Below are 17,636 nucleotides of genomic sequence, written 5' to 3'. Positions count from 1 at the left end.
ACTAAGGGCAGGCTGTCCAAGCTCTGATTTGATCAACAACGCCGGTTTTCGCAGGCTGTAGCGGCATATGGTGGTTCACAATTAGGAAAAATTATTTAGACGTACCAAGAGCATATCATTGAAACAAAAAACAATAAAAAACACACCATAGAAATGACGAAGCTTGACTTTACTTTATCTATTGTTTTTCTACAAGCTCCATCACAATAAACAAACTTCCCCCTGTTAAATAAGAATAAACTTAAATTAAACGATGATGATGCACTGGAATCAACCCCTACACTTGGACAGCCCAATGCTCTCCAGTGCTCTTCATGCGCTTCTTTTAAGTGAGCAATTAGTTTCCTCAACATATTTAGATATATAAGAGAAGAGAAGGCACTGCCTAGCAACCCTAAAAAAAACAATATAATAATTAAAGCCTTCATAACATCACCTATAAGAGTCTGTAGAATATCCGAAATCTGCAACATTGGCTTTTACGCCAAACCCAAACCCAAACCCAAACCCAAACCCAAACCCAAACCCAAACGATGTATATACTTGATATCCATTTTCTCCTCACATGATGGCGTTTTTTCTAAAATTCGCATGCAGGCCGGTTTGTTTAATGCTTAGCCCAATAAAAATAAGCACAGCCGTCCATTCTTTGCAGCACCGCCAGCTGACGGCGCTGCCCTCCCTCACACACCCTGCTGGCCAAGTCTGAGCAGTTCTACTGGTTAAGGCTGCACGGCTCGCTGTTAGCAGGCTAAACGTCCTTTAATACTCCAACCAGCACTAAGCCAGTGAAATTACTAGAAACTAAAGATGGGTGTCCTATTTAATCCAATCAAGTTACCCAATACTATTTTTCATTACTTACATCGACATCAATGGTATTGCTAGAAATGCAGTCTGTTTTTTTACCATATCTAGTATGGCCACAAAATAGTGCTTTAAACGAGATCACCCCTTTCGGGTTTTCATACAAAGCAACAATGTCATCAATATTAAATTCACGACTGATAGCACCATACGCTCTAATTTTAAATTTTTCATCAAGAGCGCAGCCATCGTTCAAGAAAGCGCGAACAGGCTGCACATTGCCATCACTATCTTTTAATTCAAAAGATAGACTCCCTACTGATGAGCGACAGAAATTATATTCAAAGTCATAATCACTGTCAGTTACATTCTGCACAGTAACACTTAAATGCTCGCCGTCTACCTGGGTGAGCAAAACCTTCACATCAGCATTGCTGTAGGCACAGCCACTAAAAAAGAGTAGTGCTAGTAGCAACTTTGCATTTTTGGTGTGCATTGATCATATTTCCCAGTAAAAAGGATTCTGTAATGATTATCATCATTCAGATAACTTGAGTACTCATCATAATATCTCTGCATTTCTCTTAAGCCTGATGTAAAGCCAGTTCTACCAACATTATCAATTTCCCATTTATATGCTTCCACTTCATCCATGAAATGTTGTTGGGTTCCACTATTTACATCCTGATATCCCATCATTTTTTGTCTAAGATGAACCCATTCATGGCCAACAGTTGAAACAAACGCCTCAGGAGACTTAATAGCAAATGCACCAATAGTTACTTCACCAAGGGAATCAGTCATTGCATAATACTGTCCCCCCCTCTTCACCACAATATCGTAGGCGTCCTTTATATCCAAACCAAGATACTCTGTTGCTACTTTAACAGCACCTTTGATGTCTTTTGCTTTAATTAACGAATCTATTTTTTCTTTAACGTCGTCTGGAAGACCTTTTGAGTTAGCCCCATCGGCCTCATCGGCTGCTTTCATGTTTGTAGGAGCAAGGGTGTTACTTACTACTGCATTAATAATAACAACATAAGCAGAGGTCATTGCTCCATTCGCAAACTTCCCTCCAGTCAGAAGTGAAACTGTTCTCCCGATCACAGCCGATGCAAATATTCTATAACCAAGAGATCCACCACCAGCTAACGTTCCAGCTCCGGCGCTTATAAATCCATTCCCAAACTTCCCTCCTGTCATTACAGATGCAATTCCACCAATCATCCCGGAAACAACAAATCTACTAGTTGGCCCCATCGCAGGGATGTTATTTGCCACATAGGTAGTAACACCAACGATGACGGCTGTTCTCAGGCTACCGGTAGCCCCATATGCAACAGCAGCATTGTAATAAGGCAGAACATATGGCGCGTAAACATAAAGCACGGCCTGGATGACCAAGTTCAGAAACTTATTTTTTGCAATCTTGCGCAAAATTCCTTTGAAAAAGAACCCACTGGGATCCGTCAGCGTCATGGGGTTATTCATGACATAGCTATAGCGGTTGTAGTTTTGCAGGTTGCCGGGCGCCTGGACGAAGGGATCCGCCTGCATAAAGCGACCCAGAGTGCTGTCGTAAATGCGGCCATTCATATGAATGAGATCCATATCCGGTATTTCTTCATGGCCGGTATAGCCGCGGTTGGTAACCACTTGCGTAAACCACAGCAGAGGGTTATTTACATCACCGCTGGCCAAGCTGAGGGCAACTTTGCCCCAAGGGTCATACAGGCGTTGCTCGGTAATGGTGCCGGCGGCATCACTGATAGCAATAACAGAGCCTTGGTAGTCTTTGTGCAGGTAGTGGCGGTCTGTATTACTGCTGGCGCTACCATTGGTAGTGAAGTGGTGGGTGACAATGGCGTCACCCAGGTTATAGCGCTCTTTATCTTCTTTTACCGTGCCGTTTTCTTTTTCAGTAACCCGCTCCATATTACCGAGGCTCAGGGTGGTTACTTCCACATTTTTACCGTCGACAACCCGGTTGTCGACCCGCTGGAAACGTACCTGCCCGGGGCCATAGCGGAAGTGTGTGACGCTACTGCCTTTGGTAATTTGGGTTACGCGGTCTGCAGCGTTGTAGGCAAAGCTGCGCACGCCATCGGTGGTGACATTGCCATTGTTGTCGTATTGGTAGTTACGGCCGTTGGCATGCGTCATCCGATAGGGGTTCGTGCTGTCGTAGGCGTAGTCGCTGATACTGCCTTTGGCGAGGAAGTTACCGGCACCGTCGTAACTGTAGCTTTCACTGGTATTTGGCAAGTTGCCACTGGCACCTTGCTCTGTAGTGCTGACCTTGGTTAACCGGTTGAGGCTGTCATGGCGTTGCTTCTCATATGCGCATGCAGGCCGGTTTTTTAATGCTTAGCCCAATAAAAACAAGCATTACAGACAAGTTCAAAGAGCATAACCTTACCTACCAGAAATAACCTGAATTATTTCAGAAAACCTGACTAATCCAAGTACAACTGCGCAAGATAAATCAGCACAGCGGTCCATTCTGTGCAGTACCGTCAGCTAACGGCGCTGCCCTCCTCCACACACACGAATAGCCAAGCCTGAACATCCAATTGGCAGGTAACCACACTAATCTTCTTCATTTTAAAAACTGAAAATGATGTCATCTTCAATATCTTTAGCCCATATCTAGGGGCTTAAAAATTCAAATGCGTTCTTTATGATTGGACTAATAAAAGAAAAACCTTTAACTGACGAAAAGATCCAAATAAAAGTAGATAGCACAGCTGCAATGCATACAATTGCAGCTATATTTGAAATGAAGATTAAACGAGGAGAAAGCTCACCATTATGAGGAATAAAGAAAACTGCAAACCAGTACAGTGTATACCCCACAAGCCACAAGATAAAAAAAGCAAGATCCAAGGTTATTAGGTGACCATGGCTAAAAGCCACATATACATAATTACCGGAAAGAAGCATTCTATAGAAGGCGGAATAATAATTACTATTGTATTCGACTAGCTCTTTTCGGGAAAAAAAAGTAGCTTTCTGTTCTGGTTTCTTGGCGAGAACTCTGGATAGTAATATTGCAATGGCAACAAAACATCCAGGCCATATTTTTTCGACCAATAAATTACCTAGGATAAAGAAAACACTAAGCAGTAAAATATTTTTCCATTTGTTTTCTTCAGGAAAAAACATATTTTCACTCCACTCCTGATGCATCCATTTTATCAATGAATCACCTTGAATGGATGATCCATTCTGCGGAAGAAGCATACGGGCTAGGCTGAGGTCTAGGAATAGACATTGAGTATGGTGCAGGTGGAGACAAAATACTATCAACGGGACCACCAGAACCACAAAGACCCAGGGCAAGCTCAAAACAGGCTTGCCTGTAATGTTTGGGTAGTGAGGAAAATCTCGAAAACGGCTCAGTTGCACGGGATATCACAGATTTAACAGCGCTGCCAGCGAGTTCACCCGATCCCATCAAAGAAGAACCCATAAAGCCCGGGGCATTAATAGAGCTAGCGAGTATTTCTCTATCCCAACCCACACGGAATGCAGACTCTAACTCTGACTTAAAACTTCCGTAACTATCACCTAGGATATCTCGGAGTTCATCATCATCAAGCAATCCAGCCACGTTAGCCAAGGCACCACCGTAAGTATCAGGATCTGCAATCATTTCCCTCGACGCATGTTCGTTAATTTGGAAGTTACCACTTCTACGAGCACTACTATTTGCCTTAGCTTTTTGTCCACCAGCCAATTGAATAGCGGCAACCATCGCTCCAGTGGCAGCTCCATTGGCAAACTTACCACCAGTCAACTCAGATACTGTGCCTGATAACAGAGCAGACGCAGCAATGAAGCCAGCTCGACTTTGAATACCTTTAACTTGGCCGCCAAAGGCGCCAACAACACCGGCCGAAACAAAGCCATTCCCGAACTTCCCACCTTGGAGGACAGACATTACACCTCGCCACAAATCCCATAAGAAGATATGATGAAAAAGATAGCAAAAAAAATACGGAATTTACTCATGCTAACACCCCATAGCTTTACATATTCCATTCATTGGATGCCAACCCGCATTACCAATGCAAAACTTGTTCACCCGGAAACCCAGAAGATGAATGTCCTCATTAGATATATTTAACTTAAGAAATCATTGCTTCTTAAGTTCTAGAAGAGGCATCCTCTTTGGGGCTTGGTAGTTAAGACAGAGAAGTTGCACCTTTTTAAATTCACCGATAAATTTTGAATAATCAGGTTTCTCAAAAATACCATTAACAACAACAAATTCACCATCCAGTTTATTTAAAATTTCAAGATCAGCATTTATCTTTGGATCAGTAATGAAAACAGCCTCTTTTGTTATTATATTTTTTTCTGAACGCTTGTCGAAATAAACAATAGGAAGCCGTCCATCAATGTCTAGCAATCCCTTAATATTTATCATTCGACCATAATATTTTTCTGGACTAGTGATTAAGTTGATCATAGAGACAGATTTAGAGTTACCAATATTTACATTAGTTCGAACAGGACACCCTTCATCCATCTGAGAGGCATGAACAACACTCCCTCCCCCGTAAAAAAAAAGGAAAATAAAGGTCAACACTACTTTCATTTACATTCTCCATAATACCAGGCATCACCAGCCAAAAGACATGTTGATGAACCATTGTTCTTTAAAAGGCTAACACCCTTAAATTTAGCCGAGAATGTTGGTGCAGACAAGTATTGGAGTTTACTCTTAACATCGAACAAATCATTTTCTGAAAAGGTATAGTAAATAGGATCTGAGCCATGTGTATGCCACTCAGCCACTACGTTCTTAAAGTAAGCCATCCTTGAATCGGCAACATCTACATAGCCACTTTGATAGTTAGTGACTACATTTCCAATCAAGTATCTATCGTTCCCATAGAAAATCCTTTCACTAACTTCTACGTCAATGGGTTTTCCATCACTACCATACACGACACCAGATATGTCATTCAGAAATTTTGCAGCATCATCCATTGAGTCAAAGCCTCTCTTGTTTGCTAATGCGATTTTTTCATTAGTTGTTTTCAAGCTCGCATCAATTTGCTCTTTCCTATCTTCTCTAGACACTGAACCCGCATGGCTATTCTTCATTTCAGAACTCCAATCCTGTCGTAATGCACTCGTAAATGCAGCAGTTACAACTGGCGTTGTTTCCCAAATGCGTTGAACCATTCTGTCTTGCCATGATCCGATCACCCGACTTATCGAAGGAGAACCGCAGATGGACAAGGCCAAGCACGATATCACCAATTAGGCAGTCTACAACCGGGCCCTGGTCAGCCGAGGTTCGCTGACCTTCTGGATGGATAAAGCCGCTATCACCAACGCTCAAAAGTGGAAACGGCCATGTCGCGAGACAAGCAGCTCATCAGCCCGAAGCTGAGTCTGCGCGACTACAACGGCCAAGTGGCAGAGGCTTTGGCCGGGGTGAAAGTAATGAACACAATGCTGGGCCTAGACATGCCTGTTCGCCAGGCCAACTAAGGGCAGCAAACCCTTTAGGGGCAGGCTTTCCACGCTCTAATTTGATCAACAACGCTGTTAGCAGCGTTAAACTTCCTTTAACACCCTAACCCTTGCTAATTCACTGAAATTTCGATAAACCGAAGATGGGTGTCCTGTTCAATTTTCTTTAAAGCTATAAAGATCAGTTGAACAAGAGACGGCACCACAGGATACAGATTCAACTAGCAGAAAGTCACTTTTCCCATTCACAGTATCTCTAACACTCATTATCAATGAACGCTCGACTTTCAGCATTAACTTCTCCCTCATGTAGAATTTGGAAACCAAATTTCCTGGTTCTATCATAGAGACAGTAACATGCCAGCGCCCACTCCCTATCCCTCCATGTTCATATTCAATATCACTGCTCCCACGTTCATTATTTATTTTTTCCAGAGCAATATGATAGTTTTTATTTATTCTATCCATGGCATCCCAATAACTATCTCTTTTCTTTTCTAACTTTATTTTACTTGACGTGAAAAGACCATTTAGAAGAGACAGCTTTTCTGCGCTGTATTCATCATCCGGTAGAGAATATAAAAGGATCCATTTATCGCCTAGAAAAATTCCCCCGGTAGCTGAGTATGAATCAGTGTAAAGACGTTCGACCGCATAACACGATGGAATCATCATGATAGACAAATAAGCAATGAACCTACTCAAAAATTTCATTTTATTAATAGTGCTCCCTATATCGGCGTTGTTTCCCAAATGCGTTGAACCATTCTGTCTTGCCGTGATCTGATCCCCCGACGTATCGACCAAGTCAGCGCCGACGGGGCTTATGACAGCAAAGCCTGCCACCGGCTACTGCAAAGGAAAGGCGCCAAAGCCAGCATCCCGCCTCGCAAGACAGCGGGGCTCTGGAAGCAAGGTCACCCAAGGAATGAGGCCGTTGCTGCGCTGAAAGCCGGGCAACTAAGGGCAGCAAACCCTTTAGGGGCAGGCTGTCCAAGCTCTGATTTGATCAACAACGCCGCTTTTACGCCAACCCCAAACCCAAACCCAAACCCAAACGATGTATATACTTGATATCCATTTGCTCCCCACATGATGGCGTTTTTTCTAAAATTCGTATGCAGGCCGGTTTTTTCGGTTCCTGACATATAGAAGTAATGCAGCCCATCATGTTGACGTACGATAATACTGGTCACTTTACCGATTTAAGTACCGGCATGGACAGAGGAAAATACTAGTAATAAAGCCAACATACTTTTCATTCAACAATTCCATTACCATTAACTAAATCACTGTATATGAGAATTGAGCCTTTCTTTATTTCTATCCTAATATCACCAGGATCTTTTTTAATATTTATAAGAGCACTCCTTTGTTTTTTTAACATGTATCTGAAAGTTCTATTTTTAGACTCATTTAAAACATTGATTTCATATATTGATTCATCTTTCTTAAGGTCATAATTTCTTAACCATATTTGGTAACTGTGTTTTTCGTAAAAAATATCTAATGGATCTTTTTCAGGATCACTCAAACCACTAGAGAGTAATTGGTATGAATTACGACGAGGACCTATAGTTATTTTTTTTCCACTATGATCTTTATATGTAAAAATATAATCTATGTATTCAAGATTAGATATTTTTTTGCAAAACATATCAGGAAATACATCAAAATAGTATGTCCTGTCAGTGAAATTTATATCTTTAACAAAACTAGGGAAAGAAATATAATCATTTTTTTTGTAATCTTTACACAGTGAACTTTTTTTTATTTTAAAATAAATTTCACTACCAGAAAGCGGAATAGAAAAAAGAATACCTAGAACAACTCTTCCTTCTGCCGTATGAAATACACTATAGAATCGCCATCCAACCGCATTGGCGGAAAAAGATACTAAAGTAACAAAAACAAATAGCACAAGAGATTTAGCCATCGTTATATTTTATTTCTTTAATTAACGAAAAAGATTAACATCGAATTTTAAAACAAGCTCATATAAACAGTTATGAGTTATTTCACAAGCAGTATAAAGAGAAGGAGTTCTAGTTCAGGTACGCTACCGCCCTTGGAATAACGTTATCCAATACCCCGTAGCTTCCTGCAATGGTGCAGCCCTTCATGGCTTAGTGTCGTTAAGCTAAGCCAATTATGTTACAGAAAAAACCGCGACGTTCGGCTTTGTGAGCTGAAACACAAAAACCCGGCCGAAGCCGGGTTTTTAATACTGCACTCGCGCTTAATACAGCACGTTGCGGTTGTCGGTGACGTCGATTTTCACCTGTTTTACGCCGGAGCTGGCAGCGAGCTGTGATTTTAATGCCATCAGATCGGTGCTGGCGGGTGCGTCCAGAATAAACAGGCCCCCCTTGGCAGCATCAATCCGTACCTTCAGGCCGTATTGATTGGCCAGTGAGGTAACATCTACTCCCTGATTAGCCAGTACAGTCAGACGGCCAGTCACTACCCCGTTCTGCCCCGTTAACAGGTTCTGTACCACAGAACCACGAGTCAGGATCTTGCTGGGTTCAGCTTTGACGATGGGCATGCCTGCCACTTCCGCTACAGCCATGTTGCCATTGGCTTTGTCGGCGCTGGTTTGCAGGCGCAACGTTTTCACCTGGCGATAAACCCCAAAGTCGGCTTTGCCGGGGTGAATTTGCTGGAAGTGCTTTTCCATGTTCGGCCGAACCGGCGGTACTGATGGCGCCGCCATGGCGCAGGTAGAAGCCAGGGCGACCAGCGCGATCATAAGTTTTGAAGCTGTCATCGTTTATCTCCTTACTGCTGATGACCAAAGAAGCGCAGGCCCCAACCGGCCAGCTGGCTGTCGGTGGTGTTATTGCGCAGTACGCCGGAGGCAAAGCTACTGTTACTGAAGTAAACATCGCTGCCGTTGGTATCCAGCACTTTGATAGTCCAGGTGCCTTTGGCGTTTTCACCGTAGAAAGCGTTGGTGGCCAGCACCATATCTTTGGTGAAGTACTTCTCAGGGCTGTTACCCATGACCGCATCGTAAGAGATGGTCATACCCGAGCGCGGGTTCAGCAGCACCGAACGGGTACCGGACGGTGAGATAAGCTCAATCGCAGTATCCGGGCCGATGGTTGAGCCTTCAAAGCTACTGCCACTGGGGTTGAAGGTAACCATGTTGTCGTTAGTGATGGTGACGTGGATCTGGGTGGTTTCCAGGATCATGTCATCGGTCACTTCGAAGGTGGACTCTGCACCGGTAATGCTGTTGTCAGGAATATCGATGGGGCTGGCCACATCGGCATCCTGCCAGTCAGTTTCCACCATTGGCGGCAGGTTTTTGTAGCCATTTGTAGCCATGGCCACCGCTTTGTCTACGTCAACCCGGCCAAAACCGTACAGGTTGTTGAAATGGAAGCCTGCGGCATTGGTGATCCAGCCGTCACGGGCGACATAGTTGTCGCCGTTAACCTGGATCACAGCAGGAGCCGCGTTAGGGTCAACTTCATCGGCGGTGCTGGCCAGAATGTAACGCACATCACGCCAAGTCAGGTTGGGGTTGGCACTGAGCAGCAGCGCCACGGAACCAGCGGTATTCGGCGTGGCCGACGAGGTACCGTTGAAGTTGGCAGTGTAGTTACAGTTGGGGTTATCCGGGTTACCCGGCGCATTGAACGGGAACAGCTGTGCGTAAGGGTAGCCCCCCGCTGACTGCGACTGCATTTCCGGGAAGGATGAATAGCCCTGTAAGCAGGTGGACTGGTCAGTGGTGACCATAGCAGGTTCCAGATCGCCATATTCACCGGCCGGTGCCGAGATAAAGACGTTGGAGCCGGCGCTGGAATAGCTGGTGTGCTTACCGTTACTGTCTACCGCCGCGACGATAGTGTTGTAGGGATACGCGTTCACCCCTTCAATATTGGTGTTTTGGCAGGTCAGGCCGGCTGCGTTGGTGCCAAGCGCACGGCAGGGCGAATAGGCAGACAAGTCACTGTTAAAGCCGTTACCTGCCGCTTTGACCATGACAATACCTTTGCCATCACGGCCATAGGTGGGGCCATAGGCCTGCACAGCCTGGTCGGTACTGTCAAAATACACGTCCTGATAGAAGACGTCGGCGCCGTAGCTCTTGTTGATGATGTCGGCGCTGCTGCCCATAGAACCGGGAATACCGTTGGACAGCATATAAGACAGGTTGTTTTGATCTGTGATGAAGTTCTGCGCCATCAGCCCGGCATCCGGGGCCACCCCGCGGCCACCTTTACCATTCCAGCCTTTGGCAGCAATAAGACCCGCCACAGAGGTACCGTGGTCACCCGTTTGCGCACGGCTGGTGGGGTCCATTGGGTTCTGGGTTGACGGGTAAGTGGTGTTGCCATTGCCGTCGTCCACGCCCATGTAGGCAAAGTTCAGCGAGGCATTAGGGATTACGTTGGGCGCCAGATCTTCATGGCCCAGCTCCATACCGGAATCGGCTACCAGTACCTTGACGCCTTTACCGGTGATACCACTGGCAATGGTGTTGGTCAGGTGCAGGTCTTCACCCGGTACCAGTACTGTCTCGTCAATGAAGAAAATGCTGCGCAGGAAGTCTTCGGTATAACCGAGACCTTCGTAGTATTGAATAAGCGCTTCAACACCCGCCGGATTTTGTGAATAGGCTTTTTGGCCAGTGTTGCGCAGATGCCATTGCTGGGCGAACAGCGGATCGCCGGCGATGTTACTGAAAGTAATGTTGCCGCTACTGGATTTTTCACCATCACTGACACTGACTTTAACCGTGGTGTCGGTGGTGTCGTAAGGCAAATAGTGCACCGTTGCCGTTTTGGCATCGATACGCAGCTCACCATGGGCCAACATGAATACGCCATTGTGCGCGGTCACGGGTTGGCCGTTCTCACTGACGCTGTATTTAAGTTTACTCAGATCGCTGTCATCTTTGACCGACAGTGCACCGGTAAAGGTCACCATCTGGCGCAGATCACTGAACTGCGCGTTCTGAATAGTCGGAACAGCATTACTATCATTGCCGCCACCACAACCGGCCAGCGACAATGCCACTGCCAGCGACAGGGCGGAAACAGGATAACGTCTCGTCACAGTACAACTCCTTGTGCTTCTTTATTTTTTTTACAACAAGCTGGCAAGGACGAGAGGGAGAATGGCGTTATACCACACCCCTGCCAGCCACTTGCAAGGGGGCGCCAGGATAAACTGTTTCTGAATGTGACGGGGCTATTAAAAAACCCGGCAAAGCCGGGTTTTTTAATCATGTTCTGCGCCGCCAACGGGCAACTAACGGTAGTAGCAAAAGCCCCCAACCCAGGCTGCCTCCGCCACCACCGCTGCTGCTAGCGCTGGTAGTAGTACTGCTGGTAGCCACGGTGACACTGTGGCTGACCGGTGCCGAATTAACAGTGCCATCATTGACTTTAAGCTCGAGCACCACAGTGCCAGCCTGGCTTGGGGCCGTAAAACTGACACTGTCAGCACTGCTGTTGAGGGTAACAACCGGCCCGGATAGCTGGCGCCATTGGTAGCTAAGACTGTCACCGTCGACATCCGACGAGCCTGCTCCCGACAGTGTTACCAGCGTACCGCTTTGTACGCTGGCCGGGCCGCTGATGGCCGCTACCGGTGGGTCATTGACCGGTGCCACGGTGAAGTTCAGGGTGTTACCTGGCAGCACATTACCGGCCTGGTCGGTAGCGCTATAGGCGGCACTGTCGGTGCCATTGAAATTGGCATCCGGGCTGTAGGTTGCCACGCCGGTACTGTCGATGCTCAACTGGCCGTGCGCCGGCGCCGTGGTCACAGTCAGGCTGCTCGCCACAATGCCACCGTCTACGCCCAGCTTTAACAGGCCTTCGGCTGTAATATCGTCATGGCCGATGGAGCTGATCTTGGCCTCTACAGCTTCGTTACTGCCGGGCAGGAGCTGTGTCAGATCCGTGCGAACCGTGGTGTCTTCATTCAGGCTGAGCGCTGTTGTTGCCGGGGTCAGTACTTTGGCTACCAGGTTGTAGTCCAGTTTTACCTGGCCACCGGCCTGATAGGCTGCTGCCAAGGCGTCACCGGCTGCCGGCGCACTACCCTGGCCGTTGTAGTACAAGCTCTGGCCCAACACACCATTGACACCCTGAACGCCGACAGTAACGCTACTGGGCAGGGTATCCAGTGCCAGGTAGTTGAAGTAGACATTACCGCTGTTGAGCTGCAACCACACCTGGAAGCTGTACTGCTTGCCACTGGTATCACCATAGAGCTGGGCGTTATGCCATTCGATCACCAGGTAGTCGTTACCACCGGCAGTCAAAGCGTTATACATCACGCTACCACCACCGGCGCCGCCAGCCAGGTCAAGATCCGTCCAGAACGGGGCAATAATGGCATTAGAGAGACTACTGCTGGGCAGTGCCACATTGTTGGGAGAGGTGGCGTTACCATCACCCAACAGCAAATAGCCGTTCGAAGACACATGCAGCTGGGTGTAGTCACGGCCAGCAAAGCTCAGGCCAAAACCACTGACATCCAGCAGCAGGTCATCATCATCACACTCGGCGCTACAGCTCAAGGTAACCGTATTACTGAGGCCGGCAATGGAACCTGCCGGCAGGGCTGCGCGGCTGGCTAAAGCCAGAGTCGCGGTGGCCAGTTGCCCCTGCCAGGTCACTTTACGCAGCGCACTGTCGTAACTGTAACTGCTTTGGGTAGCGTTACTGAGGCTCAGCACCGGTGCGCTGGCAAAATCAGCGCCGCTGGGTAGCTGCAGGGTCAGCGTTTGCGAGTCCGGGTTGGTGAGATTATTCATTACCGTACTGGCCGCCAGGCTGCCTCCCAACGCCAGGGTGCCACCAGAAGTGCTGAGCAGGTAACTGTCGGTGCTGGCACCGGCATACACCGCGATGGGCATACGGGCCGTGGGCAAGTTGCCGCTACTGTCGGTGAAGGTTACGGCTCCGAAATACCACTGATCTTTGCTGGCCTGTGATGTGTCGATGGTAATGGTCAGTGGCTGCACGGCCCCGGCAGCCAGGCTGATGCTACTGCTCGACAAACTGCCACTGACGGCGCTGTCAGTAAAGGCCACCTTAGCCTGCCAGGTCACACTGCTGTTTGCCAGAGACCGTAGCTGACGCTCAGCTACGCAGTTCCCCACACATATCGGTTCAGCCACTGACACTTTGTCAAAAGCCAGCCCAGCCTGCACCGCTTTGGCCACATCCAGCCGCCCGGCGCCCATGGCAAAGGGCGTAGCCGGCGTTACGCCGTCATCATCTTTGACACTGGGGTTAGCTGTTGAGGTCAGGGCCGATTTGATTTGTATCGGTGTCCAGTTAGGGTGGCTGGCTTTAACCAATGCCGCCGCCCCAGCTACATGCGGGCTGGCCATGGAAGTGCCGGTTTTAAGAGCAAAACTACTGCCATCCTGCTCTGGGGACGCTGCCGAGAGGATATCTGTTCCCGGGGCAGCAAGATCGGGCTTGAGGATATGGGCATCGCCGTCCGGGCCACGGGAGGACGATGCATTCATCACATCCACCAGGCTGTCAACTATGGCGGTGGTACGTTGGCCGGCGATGGTGGCGGTCAAGGCACTGTTTTGCAACGCCTGCACCAGAGTCCGGCCATCGCTGTTGTTAATCAGTACCGACGGCAAGGTGCCAGTCATACTCATGGTCAGGTAGCTGTCGTCGGTGTTGTAGACGATCATCGCCTTGGCACCGGCATCCTGGGCGTATTTGGCTTTATCTGTGAAGGTACAGGTACCGCGTTTAATCAACGCGATTTTATTGGTGAAAGTACCGGCAGCAAACGGGCTACAGCCTTCGGCATTGTTGCTGTCGACCAGCTCTGCGGCCTCAACAGTGGCGCTGATATCACTGCTGAGCTGCGTATCAGCAGTGCCTTCCTGGGCAATGAAATTGCCAACACCGGGCACTGACACGGTATTACTGAACAGCCTGCCGGTCTGTGTGTTGGCAACGGTAATGCCAGACTCTACACACCCCGGGCAACCGATGGTACCGGCACTGTTGCCGTCGTTGCCGGCTGCCGACACCACCACCACACCGGCCGCTTCGGCCGCTTCAAATGCTGCTTTGTACGGGCTAGTGGCCGGATCGCCGCCCGGGCCACCGCCCCAACTGTTGTTGATAACATCAGCCCCATCCGTGACTGCGTCTTCCACCGCCTGCAGCAGCATGGCATCAGAGCCGGTGGCAGAGGTGCCATCGTAAAATAATGCCTTGTACACCATCAGATAGGCGCCAGGTGCCACCCCGGAGAGATCCAGGTTGGCTCCGTTGAAGGTCACATTTACCGGGTCGCCCACCGCGATACCCGCCACGTGCGTGCCGTGGCCGTTATACCCCAGCGGGCTGAGGTGTTCGTTAGCATCTACGGTAAAGGCCGGGTTCATCCAGCGAGCCACGATCAGCTTGTTGTTACAAAAGGTGGCATCGGTTGTGTGGCAGTAATCGTCAGTTGGCAGGTTGGCCGGTGCACTAAAACCACTGTCAGCAAACATCGGGTTTTCAGGGCGAATACCGGAATCGACAACAGCGACTTTCACCCCTTGACCAGCACTGCTGCGCCCGCCCAGCTCTTGCCAGACAGCCGGGGCATTAATTAAATCAAGCGAGGCATCCACCTTGACGGAAAAAAAGTGCTCCGGATAAACCGCTTTTACGCCAGGCAACTGACGCAGCGCTTTGGCGTCATTGACGCCCTCGACCAGCAACCCGTTAAAAACAATACTGAATTGCTGCTCGACAGTGGCTCCTGGAAAGCGGCTTTGCAGTGCCGTCATCACCTGTTGCTGCGCCTGCTGCAACTGGCTGTGGTATTGCGTGGCAGCCAGCGAATGCAGCTGTAGCTTGCCGCTTTTATCCCGACTCAGTGCCCGTGCCGTACCCAGGCCGTAGGTTGCCATAGGCGGCGCCGCCAGCTGCACCACAAAGCGCTTTTTCTTTATTTGCAGGTGTGGCGCTGACGCCGCCGTTTTAACATAGTGGCCACTGGTGAGCGCCAGCTGCTCAGGCAACTGCGGCGCTGAGGCGGCCATTGCAAGGAACGGCGTCATCGCTAGCATCAAGGCACTCAGGGTATACGCCGCTTGGGTCTTCACGTTACTTCATCCTTCTTGGCAATGAGTCAGGCGCCACCTTTAGCAGGTCAGCATGGCATCATCTCGATTTAACACTGTTGATACATTTGCACAACGGCATCTTGTGTTTACGTTCAGCCCTGAATGAAAAACGTGCAGTAGATCAGACCGGCTTCAAATTTTTTGTAACTCAAGCTGAAAGTCTTTCACTTTCGTGACTATCAGGCGTTCTTTGCGCTCCCCCCTTGGGCTACAATGCCGCCATAAAATACTCATACCCTACGCAGTTACGACCGACCCGCAGGAGCCGCATCCATGAGCAACCTCGATCTGGGCCAATACGGCATTACCGATGTCCAGGAGATTGTCCACAATCCCTCGTACGACCAATTATTCGAAGAAGAAACCCGTTCTGATTTAACAGGTTATGAAAAAGGGGTGGTCACTGACCTGGGCGCCGTTGCCGTGGATACCGGTATTTTTACCGGCCGCTCTCCCAAGGACAAATACATCGTTCGTGACGATACCACTCGTGACACCGTTTGGTGGGCCGACCAAGGTAAAAATGACAACAAACCCATTTCTCCGGAAATCTGGGCCGATCTGAAAGGCTTGGTCAGTGAGCAGCTGTCCGGCAAGCGCTTGTTTGTGGTGGACACCTTCTGCGGTGCCAATGAAGACTCCCGCCTGGCCGTGCGTTTTATTACCGAAGTGGCCTGGCAGGCACACTTTGTCAAAAACATGTTCATTCGCCCTTCGAAAGAAGAACTGAAAGTCTTTCAGCCTGACTTCGTGGTGATGAACGGCGCCAAGTGCACCAACCAGGAATGTGAAAAACACGGCCTGCACAGCGAAAACTTCGTCGCCTTCAACCTCACCGAACGGATGCAGCTGATCGGCGGTACCTGGTACGGCGGGGAAATGAAAAAGGGCATGTTCTCAATGATGAACTACCTGCTGCCGCTCAAAGGCATTGCCTCCATGCACTGCTCTGCCAACGTTGGTAAAGAAGGCGATGTGGCGATTTTCTTTGGTCTCAGCGGTACCGGTAAAACAACCCTTTCGACCGATCCGAAACGCCAGCTGATTGGCGACGACGAACATGGCTGGGATGATGACGGCGTATTCAACTTTGAGGGGGGCTGCTACGCCAAGACCATTAACCTCAGCAAGGAAGCCGAGCCGGATATTTACAATGCCATTCGCCGCGACGCCCTGCTGGAGAATGTCACCGTGCGCGCCGACGGCAGCGTCGACTTTGATGATGGTAACAAGACCGAAAACACCCGGGTCTCCTACCCTATCTACCATATCGACAACATCGTCAAGCCGGTCTCCAAAGCGGGCCATGCCAAGAAGGTGATCTTCCTGACGGCCGACGCCTTTGGCGTACTGCCGCCGGTAGCCAAACTGACCGATGCCCAGGCCGAGTACTACTTCCTGTCTGGTTTTACCGCCAAGCTGGCAGGCACCGAGCGCGGCGTTACCGAACCGACGCCCACCTTTTCCAGCTGCTTTGGCGCAGCCTTTTTGACTCTGCACCCAACGCAATACGCCGAAGTGCTGGTCAAGCGGATGAAAGCCGCTGGTGCTGAGGCCTATTTGGTCAACACCGGCTGGAATGGCACTGGCAAGCGGATCTCCATCAAGGCAACCCGCGCCATCATTGACGCCATTCTTGATGGCAGCATTGATAAGGCTGAGTTCCATACCCTGCCCTACTTCAACCTGGCCGTACCCAGCGCTTTGCCGGGGGTAGAAGACAGCGCCATTTTGGACCCACGCAATACCTACCCGGATGCTGCTCAGTGGCAGGAAAAAGCGACCGACCTGGCACAGCGCTTTGTCGATAACTTTGCAAAGTTCACCGACAACGATGCCGGTAAAGCTCTGGTGGCCGCCGGCCCCAAGCTGTAAAAGACTCGAAAAGGCCGCTCACTGAGCGGCCTTTTTGGTAGTTCAGGTTATGAACAACAAGGATGTACTATGACATGGCGCTTTTATCAAAATGGCATAAGCCTGTGCTGCTGGCAGCAGCACAAGACAAGGTGAGCAAGCCCCGTTGGACAACAACGCTGTCAGCACTCCAGCTGCGCCGCTGGACAGGGCAAAATGACAATCACTTTTCTATCCTTTTCCCCGACCAGAGCAAACAGCAGCTGGTATTGGCCTGGCTCACAACCGCCCTGAGTCATCCTTAACAAAGCGGCCGTTTTTACTTACCTTGATGAAGCAGTATATAAAGGGTTGGCAA

13 protein-coding genes and 2 pseudogenes are annotated in these 17,636 nt (G+C 49.0%); 4 read left to right on the top strand and 11 right to left on the bottom strand.

Annotation, left to right across the window (positions count from 1 at the left end):
• Positions 1 to 847: 847 nt before the first annotated feature.
• The 6 genes from WDB70_RS00765 to WDB70_RS00740 form a co-directional block, all read right to left on the bottom strand.
• Positions 848 to 1,303 (bottom strand): hypothetical protein, encoded by a 456-nt coding sequence (locus WDB70_RS00765; protein WP_406665652.1) that lies wholly within the window; start codon positions 1,301 to 1,303, stop codon positions 848 to 850.
• Entirely contained in the window at positions 1,273 to 3,075 is a 1,803-nt protein-coding gene (locus WDB70_RS00760) for an RHS repeat domain-containing protein (protein WP_406665650.1), read from the bottom strand. The genes WDB70_RS00765 and WDB70_RS00760 overlap by 31 nt, the downstream gene beginning before the upstream one ends.
• 384 nt (positions 3,076 to 3,459) lie before the next feature.
• Positions 3,460 to 3,999: a hypothetical protein gene (locus WDB70_RS00755; RefSeq protein ID WP_406665648.1), complete on the bottom strand. Its 540-nt coding sequence runs from the start codon at positions 3,997 to 3,999 to the stop codon at positions 3,460 to 3,462.
• Between the two features lie 16 nt (positions 4,000 to 4,015).
• Positions 4,016 to 4,753 (bottom strand): hypothetical protein, encoded by a 738-nt coding sequence (locus tag WDB70_RS00750; RefSeq protein WP_406665646.1) that lies wholly within the window; start codon positions 4,751 to 4,753, stop codon positions 4,016 to 4,018.
• Between the two features lie 195 nt (positions 4,754 to 4,948).
• Positions 4,949 to 5,413, bottom strand: coding sequence for a hypothetical protein (locus WDB70_RS00745; RefSeq protein ID WP_406665644.1), 465 nt, complete (start codon positions 5,411 to 5,413; stop codon positions 4,949 to 4,951).
• Entirely contained in the window at positions 5,410 to 6,006 is a 597-nt protein-coding gene (locus WDB70_RS00740; RefSeq protein ID WP_406665642.1) for a hypothetical protein, read from the bottom strand. The genes WDB70_RS00745 and WDB70_RS00740 overlap by 4 nt, the downstream gene beginning before the upstream one ends.
• A 144-nt stretch (positions 6,007 to 6,150) precedes the next feature.
• On the opposite strand from WDB70_RS00740, the pseudogene WDB70_RS00735 reads away from it, so the two are divergent.
• Positions 6,151 to 6,318, top strand: a pseudogene (locus WDB70_RS00735) (IS5/IS1182 family transposase); the annotation flags it as partial.
• A 138-nt stretch (positions 6,319 to 6,456) separates the two neighbouring features.
• Here WDB70_RS00735 and WDB70_RS00730 read toward each other — a convergent pair.
• Positions 6,457 to 7,146 carry a hypothetical protein gene (locus WDB70_RS00730; protein WP_406665640.1) on the bottom strand — a complete coding sequence of 230 codons (690 nt, stop codon included), beginning with the start codon at positions 7,144 to 7,146 and terminating at the stop codon, positions 6,457 to 6,459.
• Here WDB70_RS00730 and WDB70_RS00725 point away from each other — a divergent pair.
• A pseudogene (locus WDB70_RS00725) lies at positions 7,093 to 7,251 on the top strand (transposase); the annotation flags it as partial. The gene WDB70_RS00730 and the pseudogene WDB70_RS00725 sit on opposite strands and share 54 nt — an antisense overlap.
• A 307-nt stretch (positions 7,252 to 7,558) precedes the next feature.
• Here WDB70_RS00725 and WDB70_RS00720 read toward each other — a convergent pair.
• The 4 genes from WDB70_RS00720 to WDB70_RS00705 all read right to left on the bottom strand — a co-directional run bounded on the left by WDB70_RS00720 (position 7,559) and on the right by WDB70_RS00705 (position 15,403).
• Positions 7,559 to 8,236 carry a hypothetical protein gene (locus tag WDB70_RS00720; protein WP_406665638.1) on the bottom strand — a complete coding sequence of 226 codons (678 nt, stop codon included), beginning with the start codon at positions 8,234 to 8,236 and terminating at the stop codon, positions 7,559 to 7,561.
• Positions 8,237 to 8,539: 303 nt separating this feature from the next.
• Positions 8,540 to 9,070, bottom strand: coding sequence for a hypothetical protein (locus tag WDB70_RS00715; protein ID WP_406665636.1), 531 nt, complete (start codon positions 9,068 to 9,070; stop codon positions 8,540 to 8,542).
• Positions 9,071 to 9,081: 11 nt separating this feature from the next.
• Positions 9,082 to 11,373: a S8 family serine peptidase gene (locus WDB70_RS00710; protein WP_406665634.1), complete on the bottom strand. Its 2,292-nt coding sequence runs from the start codon at positions 11,371 to 11,373 to the stop codon at positions 9,082 to 9,084.
• Positions 11,374 to 11,542: 169 nt separating this feature from the next.
• Positions 11,543 to 15,403, bottom strand: coding sequence for a S8 family serine peptidase (locus WDB70_RS00705; RefSeq protein WP_406665632.1), 3,861 nt, complete (start codon positions 15,401 to 15,403; stop codon positions 11,543 to 11,545).
• Positions 15,404 to 15,697: 294 nt separating this feature from the next.
• On the opposite strand from WDB70_RS00705, the gene pckA reads away from it, so the two are divergent.
• Together pckA and WDB70_RS00695 are read left to right on the top strand one after the other, a co-directional pair.
• Positions 15,698 to 17,299, top strand: a complete 1,602-nt coding sequence (pckA, locus tag WDB70_RS00700) for a phosphoenolpyruvate carboxykinase (ATP) (RefSeq protein WP_406665630.1) — start codon at positions 15,698 to 15,700, stop codon at positions 17,297 to 17,299.
• 74 nt (positions 17,300 to 17,373) lie between these two features.
• Positions 17,374 to 17,583, top strand: a complete 210-nt coding sequence (locus tag WDB70_RS00695) for a hypothetical protein (protein WP_406665628.1) — start codon at positions 17,374 to 17,376, stop codon at positions 17,581 to 17,583.
• Positions 17,584 to 17,636 lie beyond the last annotated feature (53 nt).

It is taken from the genome of Gallaecimonas aegicerasi, assembly GCF_045291545.1.
Classification (GTDB): domain Bacteria; phylum Pseudomonadota; class Gammaproteobacteria; order Enterobacterales; family Gallaecimonadaceae; genus Gallaecimonas.
Note: the sequence above shows the minus strand (reverse complement) of the source record. Positions and strands in the feature narration are given on the sequence as shown.